The sequence below is a fragment of the Neobacillus endophyticus genome (genome assembly GCF_013248975.1).
In the GTDB taxonomy this organism is placed as follows: domain Bacteria; phylum Bacillota; class Bacilli; order Bacillales; family Cytobacillaceae; genus Neobacillus; species Neobacillus endophyticus.
This window is the reverse complement of the sequence record NZ_JABRWH010000001.1, coordinates 3,879,595-3,905,664: the sequence shown is the minus strand read 5'-3', so window position 1 is coordinate 3,905,664 and position 26,070 is coordinate 3,879,595. Positions and strand designations below refer to the sequence as shown.

General features: G+C 42.5%; 10 protein-coding genes, 1 pseudogene and 1 riboswitch. Of the genes and pseudogenes, 1 reads left to right on the top strand and 10 read right to left on the bottom strand.

The genetic code is table 11. The features are described from left to right. Window positions 1-76 precede the first annotated feature (76 nt). Window positions 77-16,018 (bottom strand): DUF6385 domain-containing protein, encoded by a 15,942-nt coding sequence (locus HPT25_RS28775; RefSeq protein ID WP_173067855.1) that lies wholly within the window; start codon window positions 16,016-16,018, stop codon window positions 77-79. Window positions 16,019-16,642: 624 nt separating this feature from the next. On the opposite strand from HPT25_RS28775, the gene HPT25_RS19205 reads away from it, so the two are divergent. Next, window positions 16,643-17,401, top strand: a complete 759-nt coding sequence (locus HPT25_RS19205; protein WP_173067852.1) for a TrmB family transcriptional regulator — start codon at window positions 16,643-16,645, stop codon at window positions 17,399-17,401. A gap of 167 nt (window positions 17,402-17,568) precedes the next feature. Here HPT25_RS19205 and HPT25_RS19200 read toward each other — a convergent pair whose 3' ends face one another. The 9 genes and pseudogenes from HPT25_RS19200 to queC all read right to left on the bottom strand — a co-directional run bounded on the left by HPT25_RS19200 (window position 17,569) and on the right by queC (window position 25,944). Continuing rightward, window positions 17,569-18,057, bottom strand: coding sequence for a heme-degrading domain-containing protein (locus HPT25_RS19200; protein ID WP_173067849.1), 489 nt, complete (start codon window positions 18,055-18,057; stop codon window positions 17,569-17,571). 28 nt (window positions 18,058-18,085) lie between these two features. Further along, on the bottom strand, window positions 18,086-19,129 hold the full coding sequence (locus HPT25_RS19195; RefSeq protein ID WP_173067846.1) for an oxidoreductase: 1,044 nt from the start codon (window positions 19,127-19,129) through the stop codon (window positions 18,086-18,088). After that, the gene (locus tag HPT25_RS19190; protein ID WP_173067843.1) at window positions 19,116-19,904 is read right to left on the bottom strand and encodes a DeoR/GlpR family DNA-binding transcription regulator; all 789 of its coding nucleotides are present in this window, start codon (window positions 19,902-19,904) and stop codon (window positions 19,116-19,118) included. The genes HPT25_RS19195 and HPT25_RS19190 overlap by 14 nt, the downstream gene beginning before the upstream one ends. Before the next feature lie 338 nt (window positions 19,905-20,242). After that, window positions 20,243-20,947 carry a purine-nucleoside phosphorylase gene (gene deoD / locus HPT25_RS19185; RefSeq protein WP_173067840.1) on the bottom strand — a complete coding sequence of 235 codons (705 nt, stop codon included), beginning with the start codon at window positions 20,945-20,947 and terminating at the stop codon, window positions 20,243-20,245. Between the two features lie 61 nt (window positions 20,948-21,008). Next, window positions 21,009-22,178, bottom strand: a complete 1,170-nt coding sequence (locus HPT25_RS19180; protein ID WP_173067837.1) for an MFS transporter — start codon at window positions 22,176-22,178, stop codon at window positions 21,009-21,011. Window positions 22,179-22,325: 147 nt separating this feature from the next. Beyond that, a pseudogene (locus HPT25_RS19175) lies at window positions 22,326-23,508 on the bottom strand (NupC/NupG family nucleoside CNT transporter). Between the two features lie 571 nt (window positions 23,509-24,079). Next, window positions 24,080-24,838, bottom strand: a complete 759-nt coding sequence (gene queE / locus HPT25_RS19170; protein ID WP_376767947.1) for a 7-carboxy-7-deazaguanine synthase QueE — start codon at window positions 24,836-24,838, stop codon at window positions 24,080-24,082. After that, on the bottom strand, window positions 24,801-25,277 hold the full coding sequence (gene queD / locus HPT25_RS19165) for a 6-carboxytetrahydropterin synthase QueD (protein ID WP_173067832.1): 477 nt from the start codon (window positions 25,275-25,277) through the stop codon (window positions 24,801-24,803). Before queD ends, queE begins: the two co-directional genes overlap by 38 nt. Before the next feature lie 7 nt (window positions 25,278-25,284). Then, the gene (gene queC / locus HPT25_RS19160) at window positions 25,285-25,944 is read right to left on the bottom strand and encodes a 7-cyano-7-deazaguanine synthase QueC (protein WP_173067829.1); all 660 of its coding nucleotides are present in this window, start codon (window positions 25,942-25,944) and stop codon (window positions 25,285-25,287) included. A gap of 52 nt (window positions 25,945-25,996) precedes the next feature. Next, a riboswitch (PreQ1 riboswitch) is annotated at window positions 25,997-26,039 on the bottom strand. Between the last annotated feature and the right edge of the window lie 31 nt (window positions 26,040-26,070).

The following is a 26,070-nucleotide window of genomic DNA, read 5'->3' as shown; positions in this document are numbered from 1 at the left end:
AATATAGACAAAAAAACTCTATATTTTGTTTTACAATGACCTATTCCCCCGAGTCATCCTCATTTTTCATTTATATTTATGAACCTTGGGCATTAAATATGACATTAATCGTGCCTGTAGCAAGCGTTGTTGAGGATCGATAAGCAACCCTTGTATATTTCAGGAACCGTTGCGGTACAAGTACATCCACTGAGCCTGCACTTAATGCAACAGACGTTATATCGGTATACCAGTTTGTTCCGTCCGCACTAATTTGAACTATCGTGTCAACGGTACCAGTTGGACTAGAGTTATAGATAAAGAACGAGTAGGTTTCCAGTACTGCAGTTGTGATCGCAGGTAATGAGAAAAAGGTTGTCGTTCCAGCATTTACATTAAGAAAACTTTGTTCGACAAATGTGTTTTGAGAAACCGCAGTTAATGTTCCTCCCGTTATGGTTGCTCCTAACACACTGGTAATCGTTCCATTCAGAATGTTGTTGAGCGTTCCTCCTAGGATCGTCGCGGAAATTGTTCCTCCTGTTATGGTCGCTCCTAACACACTCGTAATTGTTCCATTCAGAATGTTGTTAAGCGTTCCTCCTAGGATCGTGGCTGAGATTGTTCCTCCTGTTATGGTCGCTCCTAACACACTGGTAATCGTTCCATTCAGAATGTTGTTGAGCGTTCCTCCTAGGATCGTCGCGGAAATTGTTCCTCCTGTTATGGTCGCTCCTAACACACTCGTAATTGTTCCATTCAGAATGTTGTTAAGCGTTCCTCCTAGGATCGTGGCTGAGATTGTTCCTCCCGTTATGGTTGCTCCAAGTACACTGGTGATCGTTCCGTTTAGAATGTTGTTGATTGTGCCGCCGAGAATCGTCGCATTGATATTACCTCCTGTAATCGTCGCCCCCAGCACACTTGTGATCGTTCCGTTTAAGATGTTGTTGATTGTGCCGCCAAGAATCGTTGTATTAATATTACCGCCCGTTACTGTTGCATTTAGACTTCCGGCTGTGATCGTGGCTCCGAGTACACTAGTGATTGTTCCATTTAAAATGTTATTGAGCGTTCCTCCTAGGATCGTGGCTGAGATTGTTCCTCCTGTTATGGTCGCTCCTAACACACTCGTAATTGTTCCATTCAGAATGTTGTTAAGCGTTCCTCCTAGGATCGTGGCTGAGATTGTTCCTCCCGTTATGGTTGCTCCAAGTACACTGGTGATCGTTCCGTTTAGAATGTTGTTGAGTGTGCCTCCGAGAATCGTGGCATTGATATTACCTCCTGTAATCGTCGCCCCCAGCACACTTGTGATCGTTCCGTTTAAGATGGTGTTGATTGTGCCGCCAAGAATCGTTGTATTAATATTACCGCCGGTTACTGTTGCATTTAGACTTCCGGCTGTGATCGTGGCTCCGAGTACACTAGTGATTGTTCCATTTAGAATGTTATTGAGCGTTCCTCCTAGGATCGTGGCAGAGATTGTTCCTCCTGTTATGGTCGCTCCTAACACACTGGTAATCGTTCCGTTTAGAATGTTGTTGAGTGTGCCGCCAAGAATCGTCGCATTGATATTACCGCCAGTAATCGTCGCCCCCAGCACACTTGTGATCGTTCCGTTTAAGATGGTGTTGATTGTGCCGCCAAGAATCGTTGTATTAATATTACCGCCGGTTACTGTTGCATTTAGACTTCCGGCTGTGATCGTGGCTCCGAGTACACTAGTGATTGTTCCATTTAGAATGTTATTGAGCGTTCCTCCTAGGATCGTGGCAGAGATTGTTCCTCCTGTTATGGTCGCTCCTAACACACTCGTAATCGTTCCGTTTAGAATGTTGTTGAGTGTGCCGCCGAGAATCGTCGCATTGATATTACCGCCAGTAATCGTCGCCCCCAGCACACTTGTGATCGTTCCGTTTAAGATGTTGTTGAGTGTGCCTCCAAGAATCGTTGTATTAATATTACCACCGGTTACTGTTGCATTTAGACTTCCGGCTGTGATCGTGGCTCCAAGGACGCTTGTGATTGTTCCATTTAGAATGTTGTCGAGTGTACCACCGAGAATTGTCACGTTTACATTTCCTCCGGTGATCGTCGCATTCACACTTCCAGCAGTTATAGTTACTCCTAAAATACTTCTAATCGTATCAAGCGTTCCTCCAACAATTGTTGCAGCTTGAACTTGATTCACCGAACTTAATGTACCGGCCGTAATGGTCGCTCCCAGGACACCAGTGATTGTTCCGTTCAAGATATTAGTAATAGTTCCTCCTAGGATTGTCGCATTTATATTTCCACCAGTTACCGTAGCATTTAGGCTCCCTGCCGTTATGGTGGCTCCTAGAACGCTGGTGATCGTACCGTTTAGGATGTTATTTAATGTTCCTCCTAGGATCGTCGCATTGATATTCCCGCCAGTTACCGTCGCATTCACATTTCCGGCTGTGATCGTGGCCCCGAGTACACTCGTAATCGTTCCGTTGAGAAGGTTATTGATGGTACCACCCAGGATTGTGGCATTTATATTGCCTCCGGTGATGGTGGCATTTAAGTTCCCAGCTGTAATCGTCGCTCCCAGCACACTGGTAATCGTCCCGTTTAAAATATTATCGATCGTTCCTCCCAGGATCGTGGCATCCAATTCCCCGCCAGTAACAGTCGCATTCACACTTCCGGCTGTGATCGTGGCTCCAAGAACACTCGTAATCGTTCCGTTGAGGATATTATCAATCGTTCCACCTAAGATCGTGGCATTCAGTTCCCCACCGGTGACCGTCGCATTCACACTTCCAGCTGTAATCGTGGCTCCTAACACACTGGTGATCGTCCCGTTTAACAGGTTACTTAGTATGCCACCCAGGATCGTCGCATTGATGTTCCCGCCTAGGACCGTTGCATTTAGACTTCCGGCTGTGATCGTAGCGCCCAACACACTAGTTATTGTTCCATTTAACAAGTTATTTAGTGTGCCGCCCAGGATTGTCGCATTGATATTTCCTCCTAGGATCGTGGCATTTATATTTCCTGCCGTAATCGTGGCTCCCAGGACGCTCGTGATCGTTCCATTTAAAATGTTACTCAGTGTCCCGCCTAAGATAGTCGCAAAAATGCTTCCGCCCGTGATCGTCGCATTCAGACTTCCAGCGGTGATTGTTGCTCCCAAGACACTCGTAATCGTTCCATTCAGAAGATTATCGATCGTTCCTCCAAGAATCGTTGCATCGAGTAAGCCGCCCGTGATCGTTGCATTCAAGCTTCCCGCTGTGATCGTGGCGCCCAACACACTGGTAATCGTTCCATTTAGAAGATTTTCGATCGTTCCTCCAAGGATGGTCGCATTCAGTTCGCCTCCGGTAATTGTTGCATTCAAACTTCCGGCTGTGATTGTTGCTCCTAGGACACTCGTGATCGTTCCATTTAAGAGGTTTGAAATTGTGCCGCCAAGCATCGTAGTGTTAACATTGCCGCCGGTTATTGTTGCATTTACGCTTCCGGCTGTGATCGTGGCCCCCAAAACACTGGTAATTGTTCCATTTAAAATGGTGTCGATCGTTCCGCCAAGGATTGTGGCATCAATCTCTCCTCCGGTTATCGTTGCATTTATACTTCCGGCTGTAATAGTTGCTCCTAAAACATTGGTAATCGTTCCGTTAAGAATATTATTCAGGACTCCGCCTAAGATGGTCGCATTGATATTCCCGCCTGTAATTGTGGCATTCAGGCTTCCGGCTGTGATTGTCGCTCCTAGGACACTCGTGATCGTTCCATTGAGCAGATTATCAATTGTACCACCGAAGATGGTTGCATTCAGTTCGCCTCCGGTAATCGTTGCATTTATATTTCCAGCCGTAATCGTTGCTCCCAAGACACTGGTAATTGTTCCGTTTAGCAGATTATCAATCGTTCCGCCGAGGATGGTCGCATTCAGTTCGCCACCGATTATTGTTGCATTTATATTACCTGCTGTAATGGTAGCTCCTAATACACTGGTAATCGTTCCATTTAAAATATTATTGATGGTGCCGCCCAGGATGGTTGCCTGGATATTCCCGCCAGTTATCGTTGCATTCAGGCTGCCAGCTGTAATTGTCGCTCCTAGAACGCTCGTGATCGTTCCGTTTAATATGTTATCAATTGTGCCGCCGAGAATCGTCGCATCTAGTTCCCCGCCGGTAATTGTCGCATTTACATTTCCTGTTGTGATTGTTGCTCCAAGAACATATGAAATCGTTCCGTTTAAGAGGGTATTAATGGTGCCACCAAGAATCGTAGCACTTAGTTCACCACCGGTTACAGTAGCATTCAAACTTCCCGCTGTAATTGTAGCACCCAGAACGCTGGTGATCGTTCCATTTAAAATATTATTGAGCGTGCCTCCTAGAATTGTGGCATTTAATGCCCCGCCGGTAATTGTCGCATTCAAGCTGCCCGCTGTGATCGTGGCGCCCAGTATACTCGTGATTGTTCCGTTTAAAATGTTATTAATTGTGCCGCCAAGAATCGTAGCATCCAATTCCCCGCCGGTAATTGTCGCATTCAAGCTGCCCGCTGTGATCGTGGCGCCCAGTATACTCGTGATTGTTCCGTTTAGAATATTATTAATGGTCCCACCTAGAATGGTTGCGTTAATACTGCCTCCTGTAACTGTCGCATTCAAGCTGCCCGCTGTGACCGTTACGCCCAAGACACTGGTAATCGTTCCGTTTAGAATATTATTCAGGACTCCACCTAAGATGGTCGCATTGATATTCCCGCCGGTAATTGTAGCATTCAGACTGCCTGCTGTGATTGTCGCTCCTAAGACACTCGTGATCGTTCCGTTCAGCAGATTATCAATTGTACCACCAAGGATGGTCGTATTCAGTTCACCGCCGGTTATCGTTGCATTTAGATTTCCGGCCGTGATCGTGGCTCCCAAGACACTGGTGATTGTTCCGTTCAGCAGATTATCGATCGTTCCTCCGAGGATGGTCGCATTCAGTTCGCCGCCTGTAATTGTTGCATTAATATTTCCTGCTGTAATGGTAGCTCCTAATACACTGGTAATCGTTCCATTTAAAATATTATTGATCGTGCCGCCAAGTATGGTTGCCTGGATATTCCCGCCAGTTACCGTTGCATTCAGGCTACCTGCTGTAATCGTCGCTCCTAGAACGCTCGTGATCGTTCCACTTAAAATATTGTCAATGGTTCCGCCCAGGATCGTGGCATTAAGCTCACCACCTGTTACTGTGGCGTTGATATCTCCGCCTGTTACTGTGGCATTTAGATTTCCGGCTGTGATTGTCGCACCCAAGACACTTGTAATTGTTCCGTTCAGCAGGTTATTGATTGTGCCGCCTAGGATGGTAGCATTCAATTCCCCGCCTGTAATTGTTGCATTCAGGCTACCTGCTGTGATTGTTGCTCCTAAGACACTTGTGATCGTTCCATTTAAGATGTTACCAATTGTTCCTCCAACGATGGTCGCATTGATGATGCCGCCTGTCACTGTAGCATTCAAGCTTCCGGCCGTGATTGTGGCTCCCAACACATTTGTAATGGTGCCATTTAGTATGTTATTTAGCGTTCCACCAAGAATCGAGGCATTTAGTTCTCCTCCAGTTACTGTTGCGTTTAGATTACCTGCTGTGATCGTTGCTCCTAAAACACTTGTGATCGTTCCATTTAAAAGGTTATCTAGGATCCCTCCAAGAACTGTTGCATTTAATTCCCCGCCTGTAACCGTTGCATTCAGACTGCCTGCTGTGATTGTTGCTCCAAGGACACTCGTGATCGTTCCATTTAAGATGTTTGTTAGTGTTCCACCAAGGATCGTGGCACTAATATTACCACCTGTAACTGTGGCATTCAGACTGCCTGCTGTGATTGTTGCTCCCAGCACACTGGTGATCGTTCCGTTTAAGATATTATCGATGGTACCGCCTAGGATAGTCGTATTCAGTTCTCCGCCTGTAATAGTTGCATTTAGGCTTCCGGCCGTAATCGTTGCTCCTAAAACACTTGTGATCGTTCCATTTAAGATTGTATTTAGCGTTCCGCCGAGGATTATCGTATTGATATTGCCGCCGGTTATTGTCGCATTTAAGCTTCCAGCCGTGATGGTTGCTCCCAAGACACTCGTAATGGTTCCATTTAAAAGGTTATTAATGGTGCCACCTAGGATGGTCGTACTCAGTTCCCCGCCAGTAATCGTTGCATTCAAGCTTCCGGCCGTGATGGTTGCTCCCAAGACATTGGTAATCGTACCATTAAGAATATTATTAATAGTTCCACCAAGAATGGTTGCATCCAGTTCTCCGCCAGTAACAGTCGCATTCACACTTCCGGCTGTGATCGTTGCTCCTAACACACTTGTGATGGTGCCGTTCAACAAATTATCTATGGTCCCGCCTAGGATGGACGCACTTAGCTCCCCACCAGTTACTGTCGCATTTAGACTTCCACCTGTAATTGTTGCCCCTAAGACACTCGTAATGGTTCCGTTTATGAGGTTATTGATTGTGCCGCCGAGGATTGTTGCATTAATTTCCCCACCACTTATTGTTGCATTTACACTTCCAGCCGTGATCGTTGCTCCTAATACACTCGTAATGGTGCCGTTCAACAAGGTATCAATGGTGCCACCCAGGATGGTCGCACTAAGTTCACCACCAGTAATTGTCGCATTTAGACTTCCGGCTGTGATCGTTGCTCCTAGAATACTTGTAATGGTTCCGTTTAGTAAGTTATTGATTGTGCCGCCAAGGATGGTCGCGTTTAGGTCACCACCGGTTATTGTAGCATTCACACTTCCAGCAGTAATCGTCGCTCCAAGAATACTTGTGATCGTTCCATTTAAAATATTATTTAGAGTTCCACCAACAATAGTGGTATTGAGATTTCCACCAGTTATAGTCGCATTTAGGCTTCCGGCTGTGATCGTTGCTCCCAACAAACTGGTAATGGTTCCATTTAATATGGTATCGATGGTGCCACCTAGCAGCGTCGCATTGATTTCTCCACCTGTGATCGTAGCATTCAAGCTTCCGGCCGTAATCGTTGCTCCCAATATGCTGGTTATGGTCCCATTTAGAAGCGTATCTAGGGTGCCACCTAGCAGCGTTGCATTAATGCTACCGCCCGTTACTGTCGCATTCACACTTCCAGCTGTGATCGTTGCTCCCAATATGCTGGTTATGGTCCCATTTAATATGGTATCGATAGTGCCACCTAGCAGCGTCGCATTAATTTCTCCACCGGTTACCGTCGCATTTATGCTTCCGGCTGTGATCGTTGCTCCCAGCACACTCGTGATCGTTCCATTTAAGATATTTCCTAGGGTTCCGCCTAGAAGCGTTGCATTAATACTACCGCCAGATACTGTCGCATTTATGCTTCCAGCTGTGATTGTTGCTCCCAACACACTCGTGATCGTTCCATTTAAGATATTTCCTAGGGTTCCGCCTAGAAGCGTTGCATTTATGCTACCGCCCGTTACTGTCGCATTTAGGCTTCCAGCTGTGATCGTTGCTCCCAACACACTGGTTATGGTCCCATTTAGAATCGTATCTAGGGTGCCACTTAGGAGCGTTGCATTAATGCTGCCGCCCGTTACTGTCGCATTAATACTTCCCGCAGTAATAGTCGCTCCTAGGACACTAGTAATCGTTCCATTTAAAATGTTTGTAAGCGTCCCACCTAGAATCGTCGCATTTAATTCCCCGCCGGTGATCGTCGCGTTCAAGCTTCCAGCTGTGATCGTTGCTCCCAACACACTCGTGATCGTTCCATTCAAGATGTTACTTAAGGTGCCACCTACTAGGGTTGTATTAATGCTGCCGCCCGTTACTGTCGCATTCACACTTCCGGCTGTGATCGTTGCTCCCAACACGCTGGTTATGGTTCCACTTAAAATCGTATCAACGGTGCCACCTAAGAGTGTGGTATTTATGTTGCCACCGATTACCGTTGCATTCAAGCTTCCGGCCGTGATTGTTGCTCCCAATATGCTAGTTATGGTTCCATTTAGAAGCGTATCAATGGTGCCACCTAGCAGTGTTGCATTAATTTCTCCTCCGATTACCGTCGCATTTATGCTTCCGGCTGTGATCGTTGCTCCCAACACGCTAGTAATGGTTCCGCTTAGAAGCGTATCTATGGTACCACCTAAGAGTGTGGTATTTATGTTGCCGCCCGTTACTGTGGCATTCAAGCTTCCGGCCGTGATTGTTGCTCCCAATATGCTGGTAATGGTTCCATTTAGAATTGTATCGATGGTGCCACCTAGCAGCGTTGCATTAATTTCTCCACCGGTTACCGTCGCATTTATGCTTCCAGCTGTGATCGTTGCTCCCAACACACTCGTGATCGTTCCATTCAAGATGTTACTTAAGGTGCCACCTACTAACGTTGTATTAATGCTGCCGCCCGTTACTGTCGCATTAATACTTCCCGCAGTAATGGTAGCACCTAGGACACTAGTAATCGTTCCATTTAAAATGTTTGTAAGCGTCCCACCTAGAATCGTCGCATTTAATGCCCCGCCGGTGATCGTCGCGTTCAAGCTTCCAGCTGTGATCGTTGCTCCCAACACACTCGTGATCGTTCCATCTAAAATGTTACTTAGTGTGCCACCTAGGATTGTGGTATTAATGCTGCCGCCCGTTACTGTCGCATTCACACTTCCGGCTGTGATCGTGGCTCCCAACACGCTAGTAATGGTTCCATTTAGAAGCGTATCAACGGTGCCACCTAAGAGTGTGGTATTTATGTTGCCGCCGGTTACCGTTGCATTCAAGCTTCCGGCCGTAATCGTTGCTCCCAATATGCTGGTTATGGTCCCATTTAGAATCGTATCTATAGTTCCACCCAGTAGCGTCGCATTGATTTCTCCTCCGGTAACCGTCGCATTTAAGCTTCCGGCTGTAATCGTTGCTCCTAATACACTGTTAATGGTTCCACTTAAAATCGTATCGATGGTGCCACCTAAAAGTGTGGTATTTATGTTGCCGCCCGTTACTGTGGCATTAATACTTCCCGCAGTAATGGTAGCACCTAGGACACTAGTAATCGTACCATTTAAAATGTTTGTAAGCGTCCCACCTAGAATCGTCGCATTTAATACCCCGCCGGTGATCGTCGCGTTCAAGCTTCCAGCTGTGATAGTTGCTCCCAACACACTCGTGATCGTTCCATCTAAAATGTTACTTAGTGTGCCACCTAGAATTGTGGTATTAATGCTGCCACCGGTTACTGTCGCATTCACACTTCCAGCTGTGATCGTTGCTCCCAAAATGCTGGTTATGGTCCCATTTAGAATCGTATCTATAGTTCCACCCAGCAGCGTCGCATTAATTTCTCCACCCGTTACCGTCGCATTTAAGCTTCCGGCTGTGATCGTTGCTCCCAACACACTCGTAATCGTTCCATCTAAAACGTTACTTAGTGTGCCACCTAGAAGAGTAGTATTAATGTTGCCGCCTGTTACTGTGGCATTAATACTTCCTCCAGTAATAGTCGCTCCTAAGACGCTAGTGATCGTTCCATTTAAAATGTTAGTAATCGTTCCGCCCAGGATTGTCGTATTGAGTTCTCCGCCAGTAATTGTTGCATTTAAGCTTCCAGCTGTGATCGTTGCTCCTAGAACACTCGTGATCGTCCCATTTAGAATATTACCTAAAACTCCTCCTGAGATTGTGGCATTAATATTACCACCTGTTACGGTTGCATTTAAGCTGCCAGCTGTGATTGTCGCTCCCAACACGCTCGTTATAGTACCGTTTAAAATATTATCTATTGTACCGCCAAATACGGTTGCATATAGTTCTCCGCCCGTTACGGTTGCATTTAGGCTGCCAGCCGTGATCGTCGCTCCCAATACACTTGTGATCGTTCCATTCAGAATGTTACTAAGTGTTCCGCCTAGGATTGTTGCACTGAGTTCCCCGCCTGTTACAGTAGCATTCAGACTTCCGGCTGTGATCGTCGCTCCCAGGACACTCGTGATCGTCCCATTCAATATGTTAGTAAGTGTGCCGCCTAGGATTGTTGCACTGAGTTCCCCGCCCGTTACCGTCGCATTCAGGCTTCCGGCCGTGATCGTGGCTCCTAAAACACTCGTAATCGTTCCATTCAGGAGGTTACTAATAGTTCCGCCTAGGATTGTTGCATTTAGTTCCCCGCCCGTTACCGTCGCATTCAAACTTCCAGCTGTGATCGTTGCTCCTAGGACACTCGTGATCGTTCCATTCAGAATGTTAGTGAGCGTTCCACCTAGGATCGTTGCACTGAGTTCCCCGCCCGTTACCGTCGCATTCAGGCTTCCGGCCGTGATCGTCGCTCCTAGGACACTTGTGATCGTTCCATTCAGAATATTTGTGAGTGTTCCGCCGAGAATTGTCGTATTGAGCTCCCCGCCTGTTACCGTGGCATTCAGGCTTCCGGCCGTGATTGTTGCTCCTAATACACTTGTAATCGTCCCATTTAGAATATTAGTAAGCGTTCCGCCTAGGATCGTCGCACTGAGTTCCCCGCCTGTTACCGTGGCATTCAGGCTTCCGGCTGTGATTGTTGCTCCTAATACATTGGTAATGGTGCCGTTTAAAATAGTATCGATGGTTCCACCTAAGATCGTGGCATTGAGTACTCCACCAGTGATCGTGGCATTTAAGCTTCCGGCCGTGATTGTTGCACCAAGAACATTTGTGATAGTCCCGCTGACAATATTATTGATGGTTCCACCAAGAATTGTTGTACTTAGTTCCCCGCCAGTAATTGTGGCATTAACACTTCCAGCTGTGATCGTCGCTCCTAAGACACTTGTGATCGTTCCGTTTAGTAGGCTATCGAGGGTTCCGCCGAGAATGGTCGCACTAAGCTCTCCACCAGTGATTGTAGCATTTACGTTGCCGGCCGTGATCGTCGCTCCTAGGACACTCGTGATCGTTCCATTTAGTATGTTATTGATGGTTCCGCCTAAGATAGTCGCGTTAATGTTACCACCAGTAACAGTAGCGTTAACACTTCCCGCTGTGATCGTCGCTCCTAGGACACTTGTGATCGTTCCGTTTAGAAGATTACTAATAGTTCCTCCGAGGATCGTCGCATTAAGATCTCCACCGGTAATCGTAGCATTCAGACTGCCTGCTGTGATCGTTGCTCCTAACACACTCGTGATCGTTCCATTTAACAGGTTATCTATGGTTCCTCCGAGGATCGTCGCATTGATTTCTCCACCTGTTACTGTCGCATTCAGGCTTCCTGCGGTAATCGTCGCTCCTAGGACATTTGTGATCGTTCCGTTGAGGATATTATTTAACGTTCCTCCTAGGACTGTTGCACTGAGTTCACCGCCGGTTATTGTCGCATTGATTCTTCCGCCAGTAATTGTAGCATTCAAGCTGCCGGCTGTGATCGTCGCCCCCAGAATACTGGTAATCGTTCCGTTTAGTAGATTAGTAATCGTTCCACCTAATACAGTAGCATTAAGCTCTCCACCGGTGATCGTTGCGTTAATACTTCCCGCTGTAATTGTAGCACCGAGCACACTTGTGATCGTTCCATTTAGTAGCGCATCAATGGTTCCACCGAGAATGGTGCTATTTAGTTCTCCACCAGTTATTGTAGCATTCAGATTTCCGGCCGTGATTGTTGCTCCTAGTACGCTGGTTATTGTTCCGCTTAAAATATTATTAATCGTTCCACCTAGAAGTGTGGAATTTATATTTCCACCGGTGATCGTGGCATTCAGGCTTCCAGCAGTAATCGTCGCTCCTAAAACACTCGTAATCGTCCCATTTAGAATGTTGCCTATTGTTCCTCCCAAAATGGTGGTGCTAAGATTCCCACCGGTGATCGTAGCATTTACACTACCGGCTGTGATCGTTGCTCCCAGCACACTCGTAATCGTTCCGTTTAGGAGATTATCGATTGTTCCCCCTTGGACTGTAGCATTGATGTCTCCGCCAGTGATGGTGGCATTTACACTCCCAGCCGTAATTGTTGCTCCTAAGACGCTGGTAATTGTTCCATTTAAAATGTTATCAATGGTTCCGCCTAGAAGCGTTGTATTTAGATTTCCACCAGTAATCGTAGCATTTACACTTCCAGCTGTGATCGTTGCTCCGAGGACACTCGTAATTGTTCCATTTAAGATGTTACTTATTGTTCCACCAATAATGGTGGCATTAATATTCCCGCCGCTTATTGTCGCGTTTAGGCTTCCGGCTGTAATTGTTGCACCTAAAACACTTGTGATCGTTCCGTTTAAAATGTTATTGATGGTTCCTCCCAGAATCGTTGCTTCGATTTCTCCGCCGGTTATGGTCGCATTCAAGCTACCCGCCGTGATCGTTGCTCCTAAGACGCTGGTTATCGTTCCATTTAAGAGATTATTTAATGTTCCGCCCTGGATCGTCGCATTCAGTTCCCCGCCTGTTATGGTCGCATTTAGACTACCGGCTGTAACCGTTGCCCCTAACACACTTGTAATGGTTCCGTTCAAAATGTTGTTCAGGGTGCCGCCTAGAAAAGTGGCGTTAATATTTCCACCCGTTACCGTTGCGTTCAAGCTACCGGCTGTAATTGTCGCTCCAAGAACACTAGTAATCGTCCCGTTTAGGATATTATTTAGTGTCCCACCTAGGATTGTGGCAGTCAGTTCTCCGCCGGTTACTGTTGCATTTAGGCTTCCGGCTGTAATTGTTGCTCCTAAAACGCTCGTAATCGTTCCATTTAGGAGGTTAGTCAGTGTTCCTCCCTGGATAGTGGCATTAATATTTCCACCCGTGATCGTCGCATTTAAACTTCCGGCCGTTACCGTCGCTCCTAAAACACTCGTAATCGTTCCATTTAGGAGGTTAGTCAGTGTTCCTCCCTGGATGGTGGCCTTAATATTTCCGCCAGTTACCGTCGCATTCAGGCTGCCGGCCGTGATCGTCGCTCCGAGCACACTCGTGATCGTCCCGTTTAAAATATTATTCAGGGTTCCTCCGAGGATGGTTGCATCCAGTTCTCCACCAGTAACCGTCGCATTTAGGCTGCCGGCCGTAATTGTTGCTCCTAACACACTTGTGATCGTTCCATTTAGGAGGTTAGTTAGTGTTCCTCCCTGGATAGTAGCGTAAATATTTCCGCCCGTGATCGTCGCATTCAAACTTCCGGCTGTGATCGTCGCTCCCAGTACACTCGTGATTGTTCCATTTAGAAGGTTATCGATTGTACCTCCAAGGATCGTCGCATCCAGTTCTCCGCCGGTTATGGTAGCATTAAGGCTTCCGGCTGTGATCGTCGCTCCTAGGACACTCGTTATCGTTCCGTTTAGGAGATTATTGAGAGTGCCTCCAAGCATCGTCGCATTTATATTACCGCCAGTTACTGTTGCATTAAGGCTTCCGGCTGTGATCGTCGCTCCCAGTACACTCGTTATCGTTCCGTTTAGGAGATTATTGAGAGTGCCTCCGAGCATTGTCGCATTAATATTTCCACCAGTTACTGTTGCATTAAGGCTTCCGGCTGTAATCGTCGCTCCCAGTACACTTGTGATTGTTCCATTTAGGAGGTTATCAATTGTACCGCCAAGGATTGTCGCATCCAGTATTCCGCCGGTTACTGTTGCATTCAAGCTTCCGGCCGTAATCGTGGCTCCTAAAACACTCGTTATCGTTCCATTCAGGAGATTATTAATAGTACCCCCGAGGATGGTTGCATTCAGTTCCCCGCCCGTTACCGTCGCATTCAAACTTCCCGCTGTGATTGTTGCTCCTAGGACACTTGTAATGGTTCCGTTTAAGATATTATTTAGCGTACCTCCGAGAATGGTTGCATCCAGTTCTCCACCAGTTACCGTCGCGTTTAGGCTTCCGGCTGTGATCGTCGCTCCAAGCACACTCGTTATCGTTCCATTTAGGAGGTTAGTTAGTGTTCCTCCCTGGATGGTGGCATTAATATTTCCACCAGTTACCGTCGCATTCAAACTTCCGGCTGTGATCGTCGCTCCAAGCACACTCGTTATCGTTCCATTTAGGAGATTATTAAGGGTGCCGCCTAGCATAGTTGCGTTTATATTACCACCTGTGATGGTGGCATTCAGACTTCCGGCTGTGATCGTCGCTCCTAGAACACTTGTGATTGTTCCATTTAGGAGGTTATCGATTGTACCGCCAAGGATTGTCGCATCCAGTATTCCGCCGGTTACTGTTGCATTCAAGCTTCCGGCCGTAATCGTGGCTCCTAAAACACTCGTTATCGTTCCATTCAGGAGGTTACTAATAGTACCGCCAAGGATAGTTGCATTCAGTTCCCCGCCCGTTACCGTCGCATTCAAACTTCCCGCTGTGATCGTTGCTCCGAGCACACTCGTAATGGTACCGTTTAAAATATTATTTAGTGTTCCTCCGAGGATGGTTGCGTCTAATTCCCCACCGGTTACCGTCGCGTTGAGGCTTCCGGCCGTAATCGTGGCTCCTAGAACACTTGTAATGGTTCCATTTAGAATATTATTTAGTGTTCCACCCAGGATGGTTGCATTCAGTTCCCCGCCCGTTACCGTCGCATTCAAACTTCCAGCCGTAATCGTGGCTCCTATGATACTTTCAACTACATTTAATGTGCCGCCGGTTACTGTTACCGTCGGGACTTCCACAGTTACAGTTCCCAGGATTGCACTGATGGTGCCTCCCGTTATAGTTGCACCCAGTATGCTTTCAACGGTATTTAAGGTGCCGCCGGTTATTGTTACCGTCGGGACTTCCACAGTTACGGTTCCCAGGATTGCACTGATGGTGCCTCCCGTTATAGTTGCACCCAGTATGCTTTCAACGGTATTTAAGGTGCCGCCGACTATTGTGGCCGCTTGTAATTCCTGAACACGGTCAATCGTTCCAGCCGTAATCGTGGCTCCTATGATACTTTCAACTACATTTAATGTGCCGCCGGTTACTGTTACCGTTGGAATTTCCACTGTTATGGTTCCCAGGATTGCATTGATGGTGCCTCCTGTTATGGTTGCACCCAGTATGCTTTCAACGGTATTTAAGGTGCCGCCGACTATCGTGGCCGCTTGTAATTCCTGAACACGGTCAATCGTTCCAGCTGTAATTGTGGCTCCTATGATACTTTCAACTACATTTAATGTGCCACCGGTTACTGTTACTGCCGGGACTTCTACAGTTACGGTTCCCAGGATTGCATTGATGGTGCCTCCCGTTATTGTTGCACCCAGTATGCTTTCAACGGTATTTAAGGTGCCGCCGGTTACTGTTACCGTTGGAATTTCCACTGTTACGGTTCCCAGGATTGCATTGATGGTGCCTCCTGTTATAGTTGCACCCAGTATGCTTTCAACGGTATTTAAGGTGCCGCCGACTATTGTGGCCGCTTGTAATTCCTGAACACGGTCAATCGTTCCAGCCGTAATCGTGGCTCCTATGATACTTTCAACTACATTTAATGTGCCGCCGGTTACTGTTACCGTTGGAATTTCCACTGTTATGGTTCCTAGGATTGCATTGATGGTGCCTCCTGTTATGGTTGCACCCAGTATGCTTTCAACGGTATTTAAGGTGCCGCCGACTATCGTGGCCGCTTGTAATTCCTGAACACGGTCAATCGTTCCAGCTGTAATTGTGGCTCCTATGATACTTTCAACTACATTTAATGTGCCACCGGTTACTGTTACTGCCGGGACTTCTACAGTTACGGTTCCCAGGATTGCATTGATGGTGCCTCCTGTTATGGTTGCACTTAGAACATTCTCGATGGTATTTATGGTTCCACCGACTATTGTCGCAGCTAAAACATTTTTAATGGTGTGTATATCACAGCAACAGTTATGATCCCTACATTTACAATCCGAATGATGATTTTGAGGGATCGGTTGTTGTTTCTTTGCTGCAGTTGCCTTTGCTTTTGGATTTCTTAGTAAAGGAGGATCTTTTTTTAAATGTGGTTTCCCTGGTAATGGGGGACCTTTTTTCGAATGAGGTTTCCCCGGAGGATGTTTTTTAGGCTTTTTTGGATCGTCATTTTTATGATTATCATCATTTTTAATGGTCATCACCCTCTCTCATAAAAGCATTTCAATGTTCAAATGATAGGAGTTAGTTAAATGGAAGAATTTTGAACTGTTTTTTTGGGGAGGTGCTCTGCAAGAATGAATTTTGGCATAAATTTTAATCATGGCTGAATAAAATCTTCATTATTTTATATTTTTTTAATCTTGTACAAAAGAACTTAAATTAAAAGTAATTTGTGATGCAACGGCAATAATGTTTGTAAATTTGTCTATTCATTAATTTTCGTTCTCAAAAGTCAAGACATCGTATAGTATGTTTTTTTGACATCTGTAGTTACATTGTTCCTAGCCTATTATTCCCTGCAGGTGAACCTATACATACACCCCACAACTCCAGAGTAAAATCGAACATAGTCTTGATGACTAAATTATTAAATCCATATATCTGTAAATGAAAGTGTATTTGTGTATGTAATTTCACTTCACTACATAATCATTCACTCAAATTATTGTTCCACATCCTTATAAAAAAGAACTAAACATGGCGAAGGGATCCAAATAAAACAACAAGATCCTTTCCGATACATTTTCACATTTTACAAACAAATTTATATTTCATATAATTTTATAGAATAGAATACATAATTGTTGACACTAGGAGGAAATATGCTCCAAAAGTTTGGATTTTCTCAGTATGAAAGTAAAGTATATGAAATACTCTCAGCAAGTGATGAGCCACTTGATGCTACGCAAATTGTCACCTTTTCAGGTGTCCCAAAAGCAAAAGTGTATGAAGTGATTACAAAATTAATCAATAAGGGACTAATTTTGGACTCTGTTTCAGAAAAAAAGAAGTTTTATACAGCACTACCACTTAATCTTGTGATTGAAATGCTAACAAAGGAATTCCAGGAAAATGTTAACCAATTAAAAAACAAAAGCTATAAAAAGTCGTTTACAGATGATCGGGTCTGGAGTTTAAAATCAGATTCATCCATTCGCTCGCAATGCAAGGAATTGCTTCAAGAAGCTAAGCACTCCATCAGAATTTCCTTATGGAAAGAGGATTTTGAAGATTTTCATCAGATATTATTGGATAAGGAACAAACCGGAGTAAAGGTCGAGGCACTTGTAGTAGGTGAAGTAGATACCAAAATTTCCTTCGTTCAAATTTTACAACCAAACGAAGAACATCAAATGTTAGAGCAAAACCGGCTCATTATTATAGATGATGAAGAAATATTATTTGCCGGTGTAGAGAATGATTCTTGGCAGGCCATGAAAACGAAATCGAGACCAATTGTCAAATTTTTTACAGAATTTTTCTACCATGATGTAGCCTTGACGAAAATCACTAAAAGATTCGAAGAAACTTTAATGAAAGATCAAGAAATTAAAGAATTGTTACTACGTTTAAGATATTAAAAACAGATCCCTTATTTGCAGACAATAAGTGTTAAACTCCTATTTTGTATGCAAATAAAGGATTTTTTTGTTAAGAATTGGTAGAGGTGATTGCTGATTTTCTTAACAAGTTGTTTGGTACGTCAGTCGAATGACCTGAATATCCTATAACCCTTCTTTAAACAGAATTATTGCCTTGAAGGATTATGAAGAAATTTCATTAAAGCCTCTATGATTAATTCATGGTCCTCCTCCTGGGCCAAGCCCGAAACGGTAATAACGCCAATTACTCCTGTACCTTCGACATTAATTGGAAACGCCCCGCCATGTAGAGCAAATTCATAAGGACTGACAGAGTAAAATTCAAAATATGATCTGTTTTTCAACTCATTATATAATCTCATATAATAAGAACTATGATGATGACGGAGAACAACATTTGATTTTCTCTTTATCCATTCATCTTGATCAGGCGCTGTTCCATCCATAGCATAATGGAATATTGTTTGACCATTTTTTAGGATATTTATAGCTACAGGTTTATTGATTTTTTTGGCTGATTCCACGATATATAAACCAATTTCTAGTGCATTTTCATTAGTGAAGCGTTTAAATAGAAGATGTTCTTCCTGTTTTTTTATCTTTTCCATTTTCTGTTGAATATTGATATGATCCATACTTCCCCCTCCTCAAAAAGCGAAAGATTTATTCTAAATAAACAACTTTCTTTTCTTTACTACTTTCAAGAGCAGCATTGATAATCTTAATAACCGATAATCCTTCATGTGCAGTAACTGGAGCATTTTTTCCTTCAAAAATACTTTCAGCAATTTTTTTATAGTAGGTTATGTAAGACCCATGTAAAGTTTCAATTGTTTCTTTTTTCTCTTTTTCCCCATCCGTTGTAACAAGGATACCGTAGAATTGCGGATTGTCTGCGCCCCAGGATGGATCAATCGGCTTCTTACCTTCTTTAAGCGCCGCTTCCTGTCCATCGATGCCATATTTTATAAAGCTCCCCTTGTTTCCGTGAACTTGAAAACGTGGTCCATTATCCGGAATGATGGAACCAGAATGTAAAATGACGCGTAACTTCTCATATCCCAAAATAATATGAAAATAATCATCCGTTTCTGCATTCTCTCTTTGAGCAAAAACATCCGCAAATATAAATTGAGGGAAGCCAAATAGATTTAATGCTTGATCGATTAAATGTGAACCTAGATCATAAAGCGTGCCCGATCCAGGACCTTGCTTTTCTCTCCATCTATCTCTTACTTCAGGCCTGAAACGATCAAAATGTACTTGATAGGTATTGATATCTCCAAGCAAACCATTTCGCACAAGCTTTTGGACTGTCAAATAGTCATTATCCCATCTTCTATTATGATAAATGCTTAATAGAAGCTTCTTTTCTTCGGCAATCTTAATGAGCTCTTCTGCTTCCCATGGTTCAACAACCATTGGCTTTTCCAAGATTACATTTTTTCCAGCTAATAAACTTTGTTTCGCCATTTCGTAATGCATGCCGCTCGGCGTAGTAATAACCACTAATTCAATCAATGGATCTTTTAGAACATCTTCTAAGCTACGAACTACTTTCACGTCACCTAAATCCTGTTGAACTTTTTCATTATTGGAACTGACTACTTTCGTTATTTCAAATTCCTCTAGAACACTTAGCAGCGGTGCGTGAAATGTAGCACCTGAAAAACCATAGCCGACTAAACCAACCTTAATTTTTCTCATTCCAATCCCTCTCTCTTTCTTCATCTTCTGAAACAATTAATTTAATATTATTTTCTATCATCTTTTCCATTAGAGAATCATCTGGTTTTTTATCTGTGATAATGACATCAATTTTAGTAAAATCACAAACTCTATGAAGGAATGCTTTTTCAAACTTAGTACAATCAACTAGAAGAATCACTTGTCGTGCACAACTGATCATTTTTTTCTTTAAAAATGCTTCCTCCTCGTCTGGGGAGGTTACACCTTCAAGGTCGATTCCACAAGCACCAAGAAATAGCTGGTCTACCTTGAAGTCACTTAATGCTTCTATTGTTCTAGGACCTGTTAGATTTCTGTTTTTTCTATTGAATTTTCCAGGCAGTAAAAATGATTGAATCTCTGAATTCTCGCTTAATAAGTCAACGATATCTATAGAGTTGGTAACGACGTTTATTTGCTTGTTTCCCATAAATTTAGCCATTAGCGCACAAGTTGAAGAGGTATCCATCAACAAATCATTTTGATCCTGAATGAGTAATGCCGCATTTAGTGCAATTTGTTCTTTTCCTTCCGTTACTTTTCGTTCTCTATAATCGATTAAATGGTGATTTGCCGAAGGTAGTGTGGCACCTCCTTTAATCCTTATAATCTCCCCGCGTTCTTCAAGTTTAACTAGATCTCTTCTTGCTGTATCCTTTGAAACATTAAGTTTTTCACATATTTCTTCTAACGTAATACTTTCAAAGGAGGCCAAATAATTTTTAATCAATGTAAGCCTTTGTTCTTGATACATAGCCAATCTCCTAAAAAATATGATGATCATCAAACTCATTATACAGAAATAATATGAAAAACTCCACAAAAAACTTAATTAAATTAAGTTTTTTAAGTAAATCAAATTTGCGAACCATTGTTAAATGGCTTGCCCTCCAACTCTAATTCTAAATATTAGAAAACTAGCCAATAAACTTCCTCCTAGTCTTTTTGGAATAATATATAAGATGAAGCTTATACGATATGGACACGAGGAAATTAATTTTTCAAAAATAAAAAACTCCTACCAGAAATATTAAACCTTTTCTGGTAAGAGTCATCTGCTTACTCTCGTATAGAGAGTCCCATTCATTCAATTTATTTTGTTATTGCCTCTAGAGCGACTAACATCATATCGTTAAAAGTAGTTTGTCGTTCCTCAGCTGTTGTTTCTTCACCAGTAAAAATATGATCACTAACAGTAAGAATCGACAAGGCATTAACACCAAATTTAGCTGCCAAAGTGTATAAGGCAGATGTCTCCATTTCTACAGCCAGAACACCATAGTTAGCTAACTTTTCGACAATTTCCATACTGTCACGATAAAATAAATCGGCTGACAGCACATTCCCTGCCTTCATCTCCAACCCTTTTTCCACTCCAGAATGATAAGCCTTTTGCAATAATGGAAAATGAGCACAAGGTGCGTAATCCACTCCTTGGAAGACTTGACGATTAGCATTGGAATCAGTGGAAGCCGTCATAGCAAGAATGACATCCCTTACCTTGATATCCTTTTGGATCGCTCCACAGGTTCCGACACGAATTAAATTCTTTACTCCATATTCCCGAATTAATTCATTTACATAAATAGAAATGGATGGAATCCCCATTCCCGTTCCTTGTACTGATACCTTTTTTCCTTTGTAAGTTCCGGTAAATCCTAACATTCCACGAACCTCATTATAACAAAACACATCTTCTAAAAAAGTCTCAGAAATGTATTTTGCACGAAGCGGGTCTCCAGGTAATAAAATATTTTCTGCAATATCCCCTTGTTTTGCATTAATATGAATACTCATTATTCCATGACGACAAACAGATACTCATCTGCTTTCGTCATGTTCACCTCCTCTTATAAAATCATTGTATACTTTGAATTTCTCTTGTTCTTTCAGCGGATTTTGTGATAGACACAATTGCACAGATTAAAGCCAGAAGAATGAACACTGAACCAACAGATGCATTGTAAACCACGGAATATTCATTTACTACCATTCCACCAATGGCTGATCCAAAGGCAATTCCAAAATGCAGCGCCGAATTATTCAAACTTTGTTGAATATCGGACGTTTCCGGAGAAGTTTCGATCAGATAATTTTGCTGTGCCGGTGTAATTGCCCAACTTAACATACTCCAAATCATCATCACGATCACAAATAATGTGACAGAAAACGCTGTTTTTGGCAGAATAAAAATCACAATTGAAAATACCGTGATAATGGTTAATATACTTTTCTTTGAACCCCATTTATCAGCAAGCCACCCGCCAAGTCCACCGCCGAAAACAGAAGAAATTCCAAAAATAAAATAGAAAATGCTGATCCAACCTGCGTTTAAATGAAGCATGGTCTTTAAAAATGGTGTCAGATATGCATAAAGAGTTAAATGCCCTGTTAAAAACAATAGTGACGTCAATTGAGCAAATAACGTTTTCGTATTCTTTAAGGTTAACAGCTGCATGCGGAGTGGAATCACCGCTTTAGGTTCCATTCTGGTTAAAAAGAAATGAACCCCAACCATGGAAATTAAAGTAAGAAGTGCAATAAATAAAAATGGAACTCTCCACCCAAAGCGGGAGGCTAACACGAGTCCGATTGGCACGCCCAACACTAATGAACCGCTAATTCCCATAAATATAATCCCAATTGCTCTTGCCCGAAACTCCTCTTTCACAATACAGGAAGCAATTGTTACACAAAGCAGTACCAGCAAGGAACCACTTGCAGCTGAGATCATCCTTGAGAAAAACAATACATAAAAATTAGGACTTAAAAAAGCAACCATGTTTCCTAATAAAAAGATTAATAAAGAAATGAAGCTTAGTCTTTTCCTTTCAACCTTTGCTGTTAAGGTTAAAAGAATTGGAGAAGCAATCGCAAACACAAGTGAATAAATGGTAATAAGTTCTCCGGCTGTTCCAATCGAAATATTGAGATCATTAGAAATTAAATCCAGAATCCCTCCAACAATTAACTCCGCCATTCCAACAACAAAAGAAACAATGGCTAAAATATAAACCCGAAAATTCAATTTGGTTTATTCCCCCCATATTATTTTAGGTTACTACCATAATAGTAACCTAAAACATTTAAATCTTGCAATAGGAGATGATTAAATTTTTAATAAGATTTTGTTGAATATAAAAAGGCGGCCCTTTGGACCGCCTTTTTGAACATGTTATATTACAAAACTTACAATAACACCTGACAAGATACTTACAAGTGTTGCACCATAAAGAAGTTTTAAACCAAATCGTGCTACCACATTTCCTTTCTTTTCATTAAGACCTTTAACGGCTCCTGCAAATAACTCCAATAGAAGAGAAATTTGCAAAGGATACAAGAAATACAGAAAGAATGCCAAGAGTTCGGGGGCTAAATGTATGAGAAATTTTTGATAAATCAATCATGGCGACAAATTCGTTGGTAACTAGCTTTGTTGCCATAATTCCTCCGGCTTTTACTGCTTCTGAAATAGGTACGCCCATCACAAAAGCAATAGGTGCGAAAACGAAACCAAGCAAATGTTCAAAGGATATGCCAAATATTTGTTCAAACAAATGGTTGATTCCCGCCATTAACGCAACGAAACCAATTAACATAGCACCAACGATTATCGCTACTTTAAATCCGTCAAGAATATACTCTCCCAGCATTTCGAAAAAATATTGTTTTTTCAAATCGTGAATTTCCAAAATATCTTCGCTCGGCTTTATACTATATGGATTAATGATCGATGTTATAATAAAGCCGCCAAAAAGGTTTAATACAAGAGCTGTAACCACATATTTAGGTTCAATCATGGTCATATAGGCCCCAACGATAGACATGGAAACAGTTGACATGGCAGAGGCACACAATGTATAAAGCCGATGCTCAGGAAGCAGATCTAATTGTTTTTTGACGGTGATGAACACCTCTGACTGCCCTACCATCATCGAAGCCACTGCATTATATGATTCAAGTTTCCCCATTCCGTTCACTTTACTTAAAAGCCAGCCAACACCCTTCATGATGAATGGGAGGATCTTTAAATATTGAAAAATACCAATTAATACAGAAATAAAAACTATTGGAAGCAAGACATTTATAAAAAAAGGAACCTCGCCTTTATTCGCTAATCCTCCAAACACAAAGGATACTCCTTCACCGGCATATTCAAGCAAATGACCAAACATAGCTGAAATAGCCTTAATAATAATCAGCCCCAATTCTGTATTCAATAATAGAGCGGATAAAATAATTTGTATTCCGATCATCAGAATAATCGGTTTAAATTTTACCTTTTTTCGATCTCCACTAAGAAGGTAAGCGAAACCAAACACAACTGCTAATCCAAGAATGGAAACAAAATAATGCATAAAAAACCTCCACAAAATGTTTAAACATGATGAATTTAACTTTACTTTTTGAAGCGCTCCCATTTTTATTCAAAATCATGAGATCGTTTTCATTTAAAATAACCATTTCTTAAATAAAAATAGCAATAGGCTATTTAAGTCAACCTTAATATGGTTACCACAACAATAGTAACCTAATTAGTGCACATTGTAAATATTTTATTTAAAGGCGCTGAAAAAGACCCCAGGGTATTTTCTGAAGAATAAGACAAGAATGGCTCAACATATTGTTTTATATAGTTTTACTAAGCTTCCACAAAGGAGCTGGCTAAGTTGAAGCGAAATAAAAGAATGCCATTAATCATTTGTTTAGGGTTTTTGTTACTATTATTTTTAATAGTAAATGCTTTTGAGCATATTAAAATTTACCTTGTATATAGTTCGGGTCTGGGCCCTATTTTTATTGCAGGACTCCTTTTTTTAGCGATCATCATCCTTATTTGCAGATCTTTTTAAAGGATGGGGGTTAAATAGAAAAGCCAATATGGCGAATGAAATCACTCCATTACCATATTGGTGCTTTATTTCCCCACTATACCCCTCTTTTATTTCCCCATAATAAAGTATGCAATTGCGGAAGGACTTTGACTTGATTGAGGGCTGAGTCCTTCATTACTTTATCTATCAGCTGATTATATTTTTGAACCAAATGCATCAGCAGAGCTTGATCATCTGTTGTTGTTAAATCATCATTTCCTACTTGAAGGAAAAAAGGTATATCGGGGTAGCGCTGATGAATATTTTTAGCATATTTATAGTCTAAATCATCGAATACTACAACCTTTAAGCTGACATTTTGGGATAAATTGCTCTGTTTAAGTTTCATAATGATCTCGTCTAACACCGAATAATCTGTCACCATTTTGGAGCTTGGCGGTTTAGGCGATATTGTTAGTTCATCAATTTTGAAAAACCAATCCTGCCAACTGCTGCCTTGGGTTTCAACGCCAATCTTTATATCATTAGCCTTCAATAGATCAATCAAGCCATTCAAATCTTTTAATAGGGCAGGATTCCCTCCAGAAATGGTGACAAACGAGAAATTCTTCCCGCCAATTTCTTTTAACTCCTGCCAAATCTCCTCTGCAGCCATCATTCGGATGTCTTTTTTACCGCTGCCATCCCAAGTGAACGACGAATCGCACCAGCTGCAGGAATAATCACAGCCGGCAGTACGGACAAACATCGTTTTTTGGCCGATGACCATTCCCTCTCCTTGAATGGTTGGACCAAAAATCTCCATAACTGGAATTTTACTCAACTTCCATCCACTCCCGTCTTGCTTCAGCATAGCTGGTTGGTGTTTCATAAAGGCGGACAAATTCTACCCTGCAGCCATCATATTGGTCCTTCCGTTCCTTTAGAGATGCCGACAGTGTTTCATAAATCCATACCACCATATTTTCAGCTGTGGTATTCATTGGAGGCAGCGTTTCATTCAAGTATCGATGATCAAGAAAAATTTCAATTTCATTTTTCCAAATATCCTTTAGATCCCCAAAATCCATCATTAAGCCGCGTTCATCCACAAAACCACTCACACCCAATACGGCTGTATATGTGTGACCATGCAGGTTTTTACACTTTCCCTCGTAGCAATGGAGGTGATGGGCAGCATCAAAGGTAAATTCCTTACTAACAAGTACTCGTTTGGAATGATATTTTAATTGATTTCGATTGATATCTTCATCTATTTTTTGGAGTTTATCCACGATTCGAAAGCCATACATGTGATAATCACTCCCCTTTTGTGCTTAGATATTGTTCCAAGCCACGTTTCCTTAACTTGCAGGCAGGGCACTCGCCGCAGCCATCGGCAATAATCCCGTTATAACAAGTCAATGTTTGATTCCGGACAAAATCCAATGCATGTAACTCATCTGCAAGTGCCCAAGTTTCCGCTTTATTTAGCCACATTAATGGAGTATGAATAACGAATTCTTGATCCATTGACAAATTCAACGTGACATTTAATGATTTTATAAAGATATCCCTACAATCTGGGTACCCGCTAAAATCTGTTTCACAAACTCCAGTAATAATATGCTTTGCCCCAACCTGGCTTGCAAGGACCCCTGCAAAAGACATAAATAAAAGGTTACGTCCTGGAACAAATGTAGATGGCAGTTCTCCATTTTCCCCTTCTTTAACCTCAATATCATCACGAGTAAGAGCATTCGGAGCCAGCTGATTCAATAAAGACATATCTAAAATATGGTGCCTGACACCAAGTTCATTTGCAATATTTTTTGCACATTCTATTTCTGCTTTGTGGCGTTGATTATAATTAAAGGTAACGGCGATTACTTCTTCAAATCGCTCTAAAGCCCAAAACAAACATGTGGTGCTATCCTGGCCGCCGCTGAATACGACGACAGCTTTTTCTTTTTTCTTCATTTGGATTCTCCTTTTGGACAGGAAAACAGGACCACTAAAGAAAGCAGTCCTGTTTTCCTTAGTTTTTTTAAGAGGGTAGCTAGAACCTCTACCGCATTTAGCGGATTTTATATTAAACATATGAAA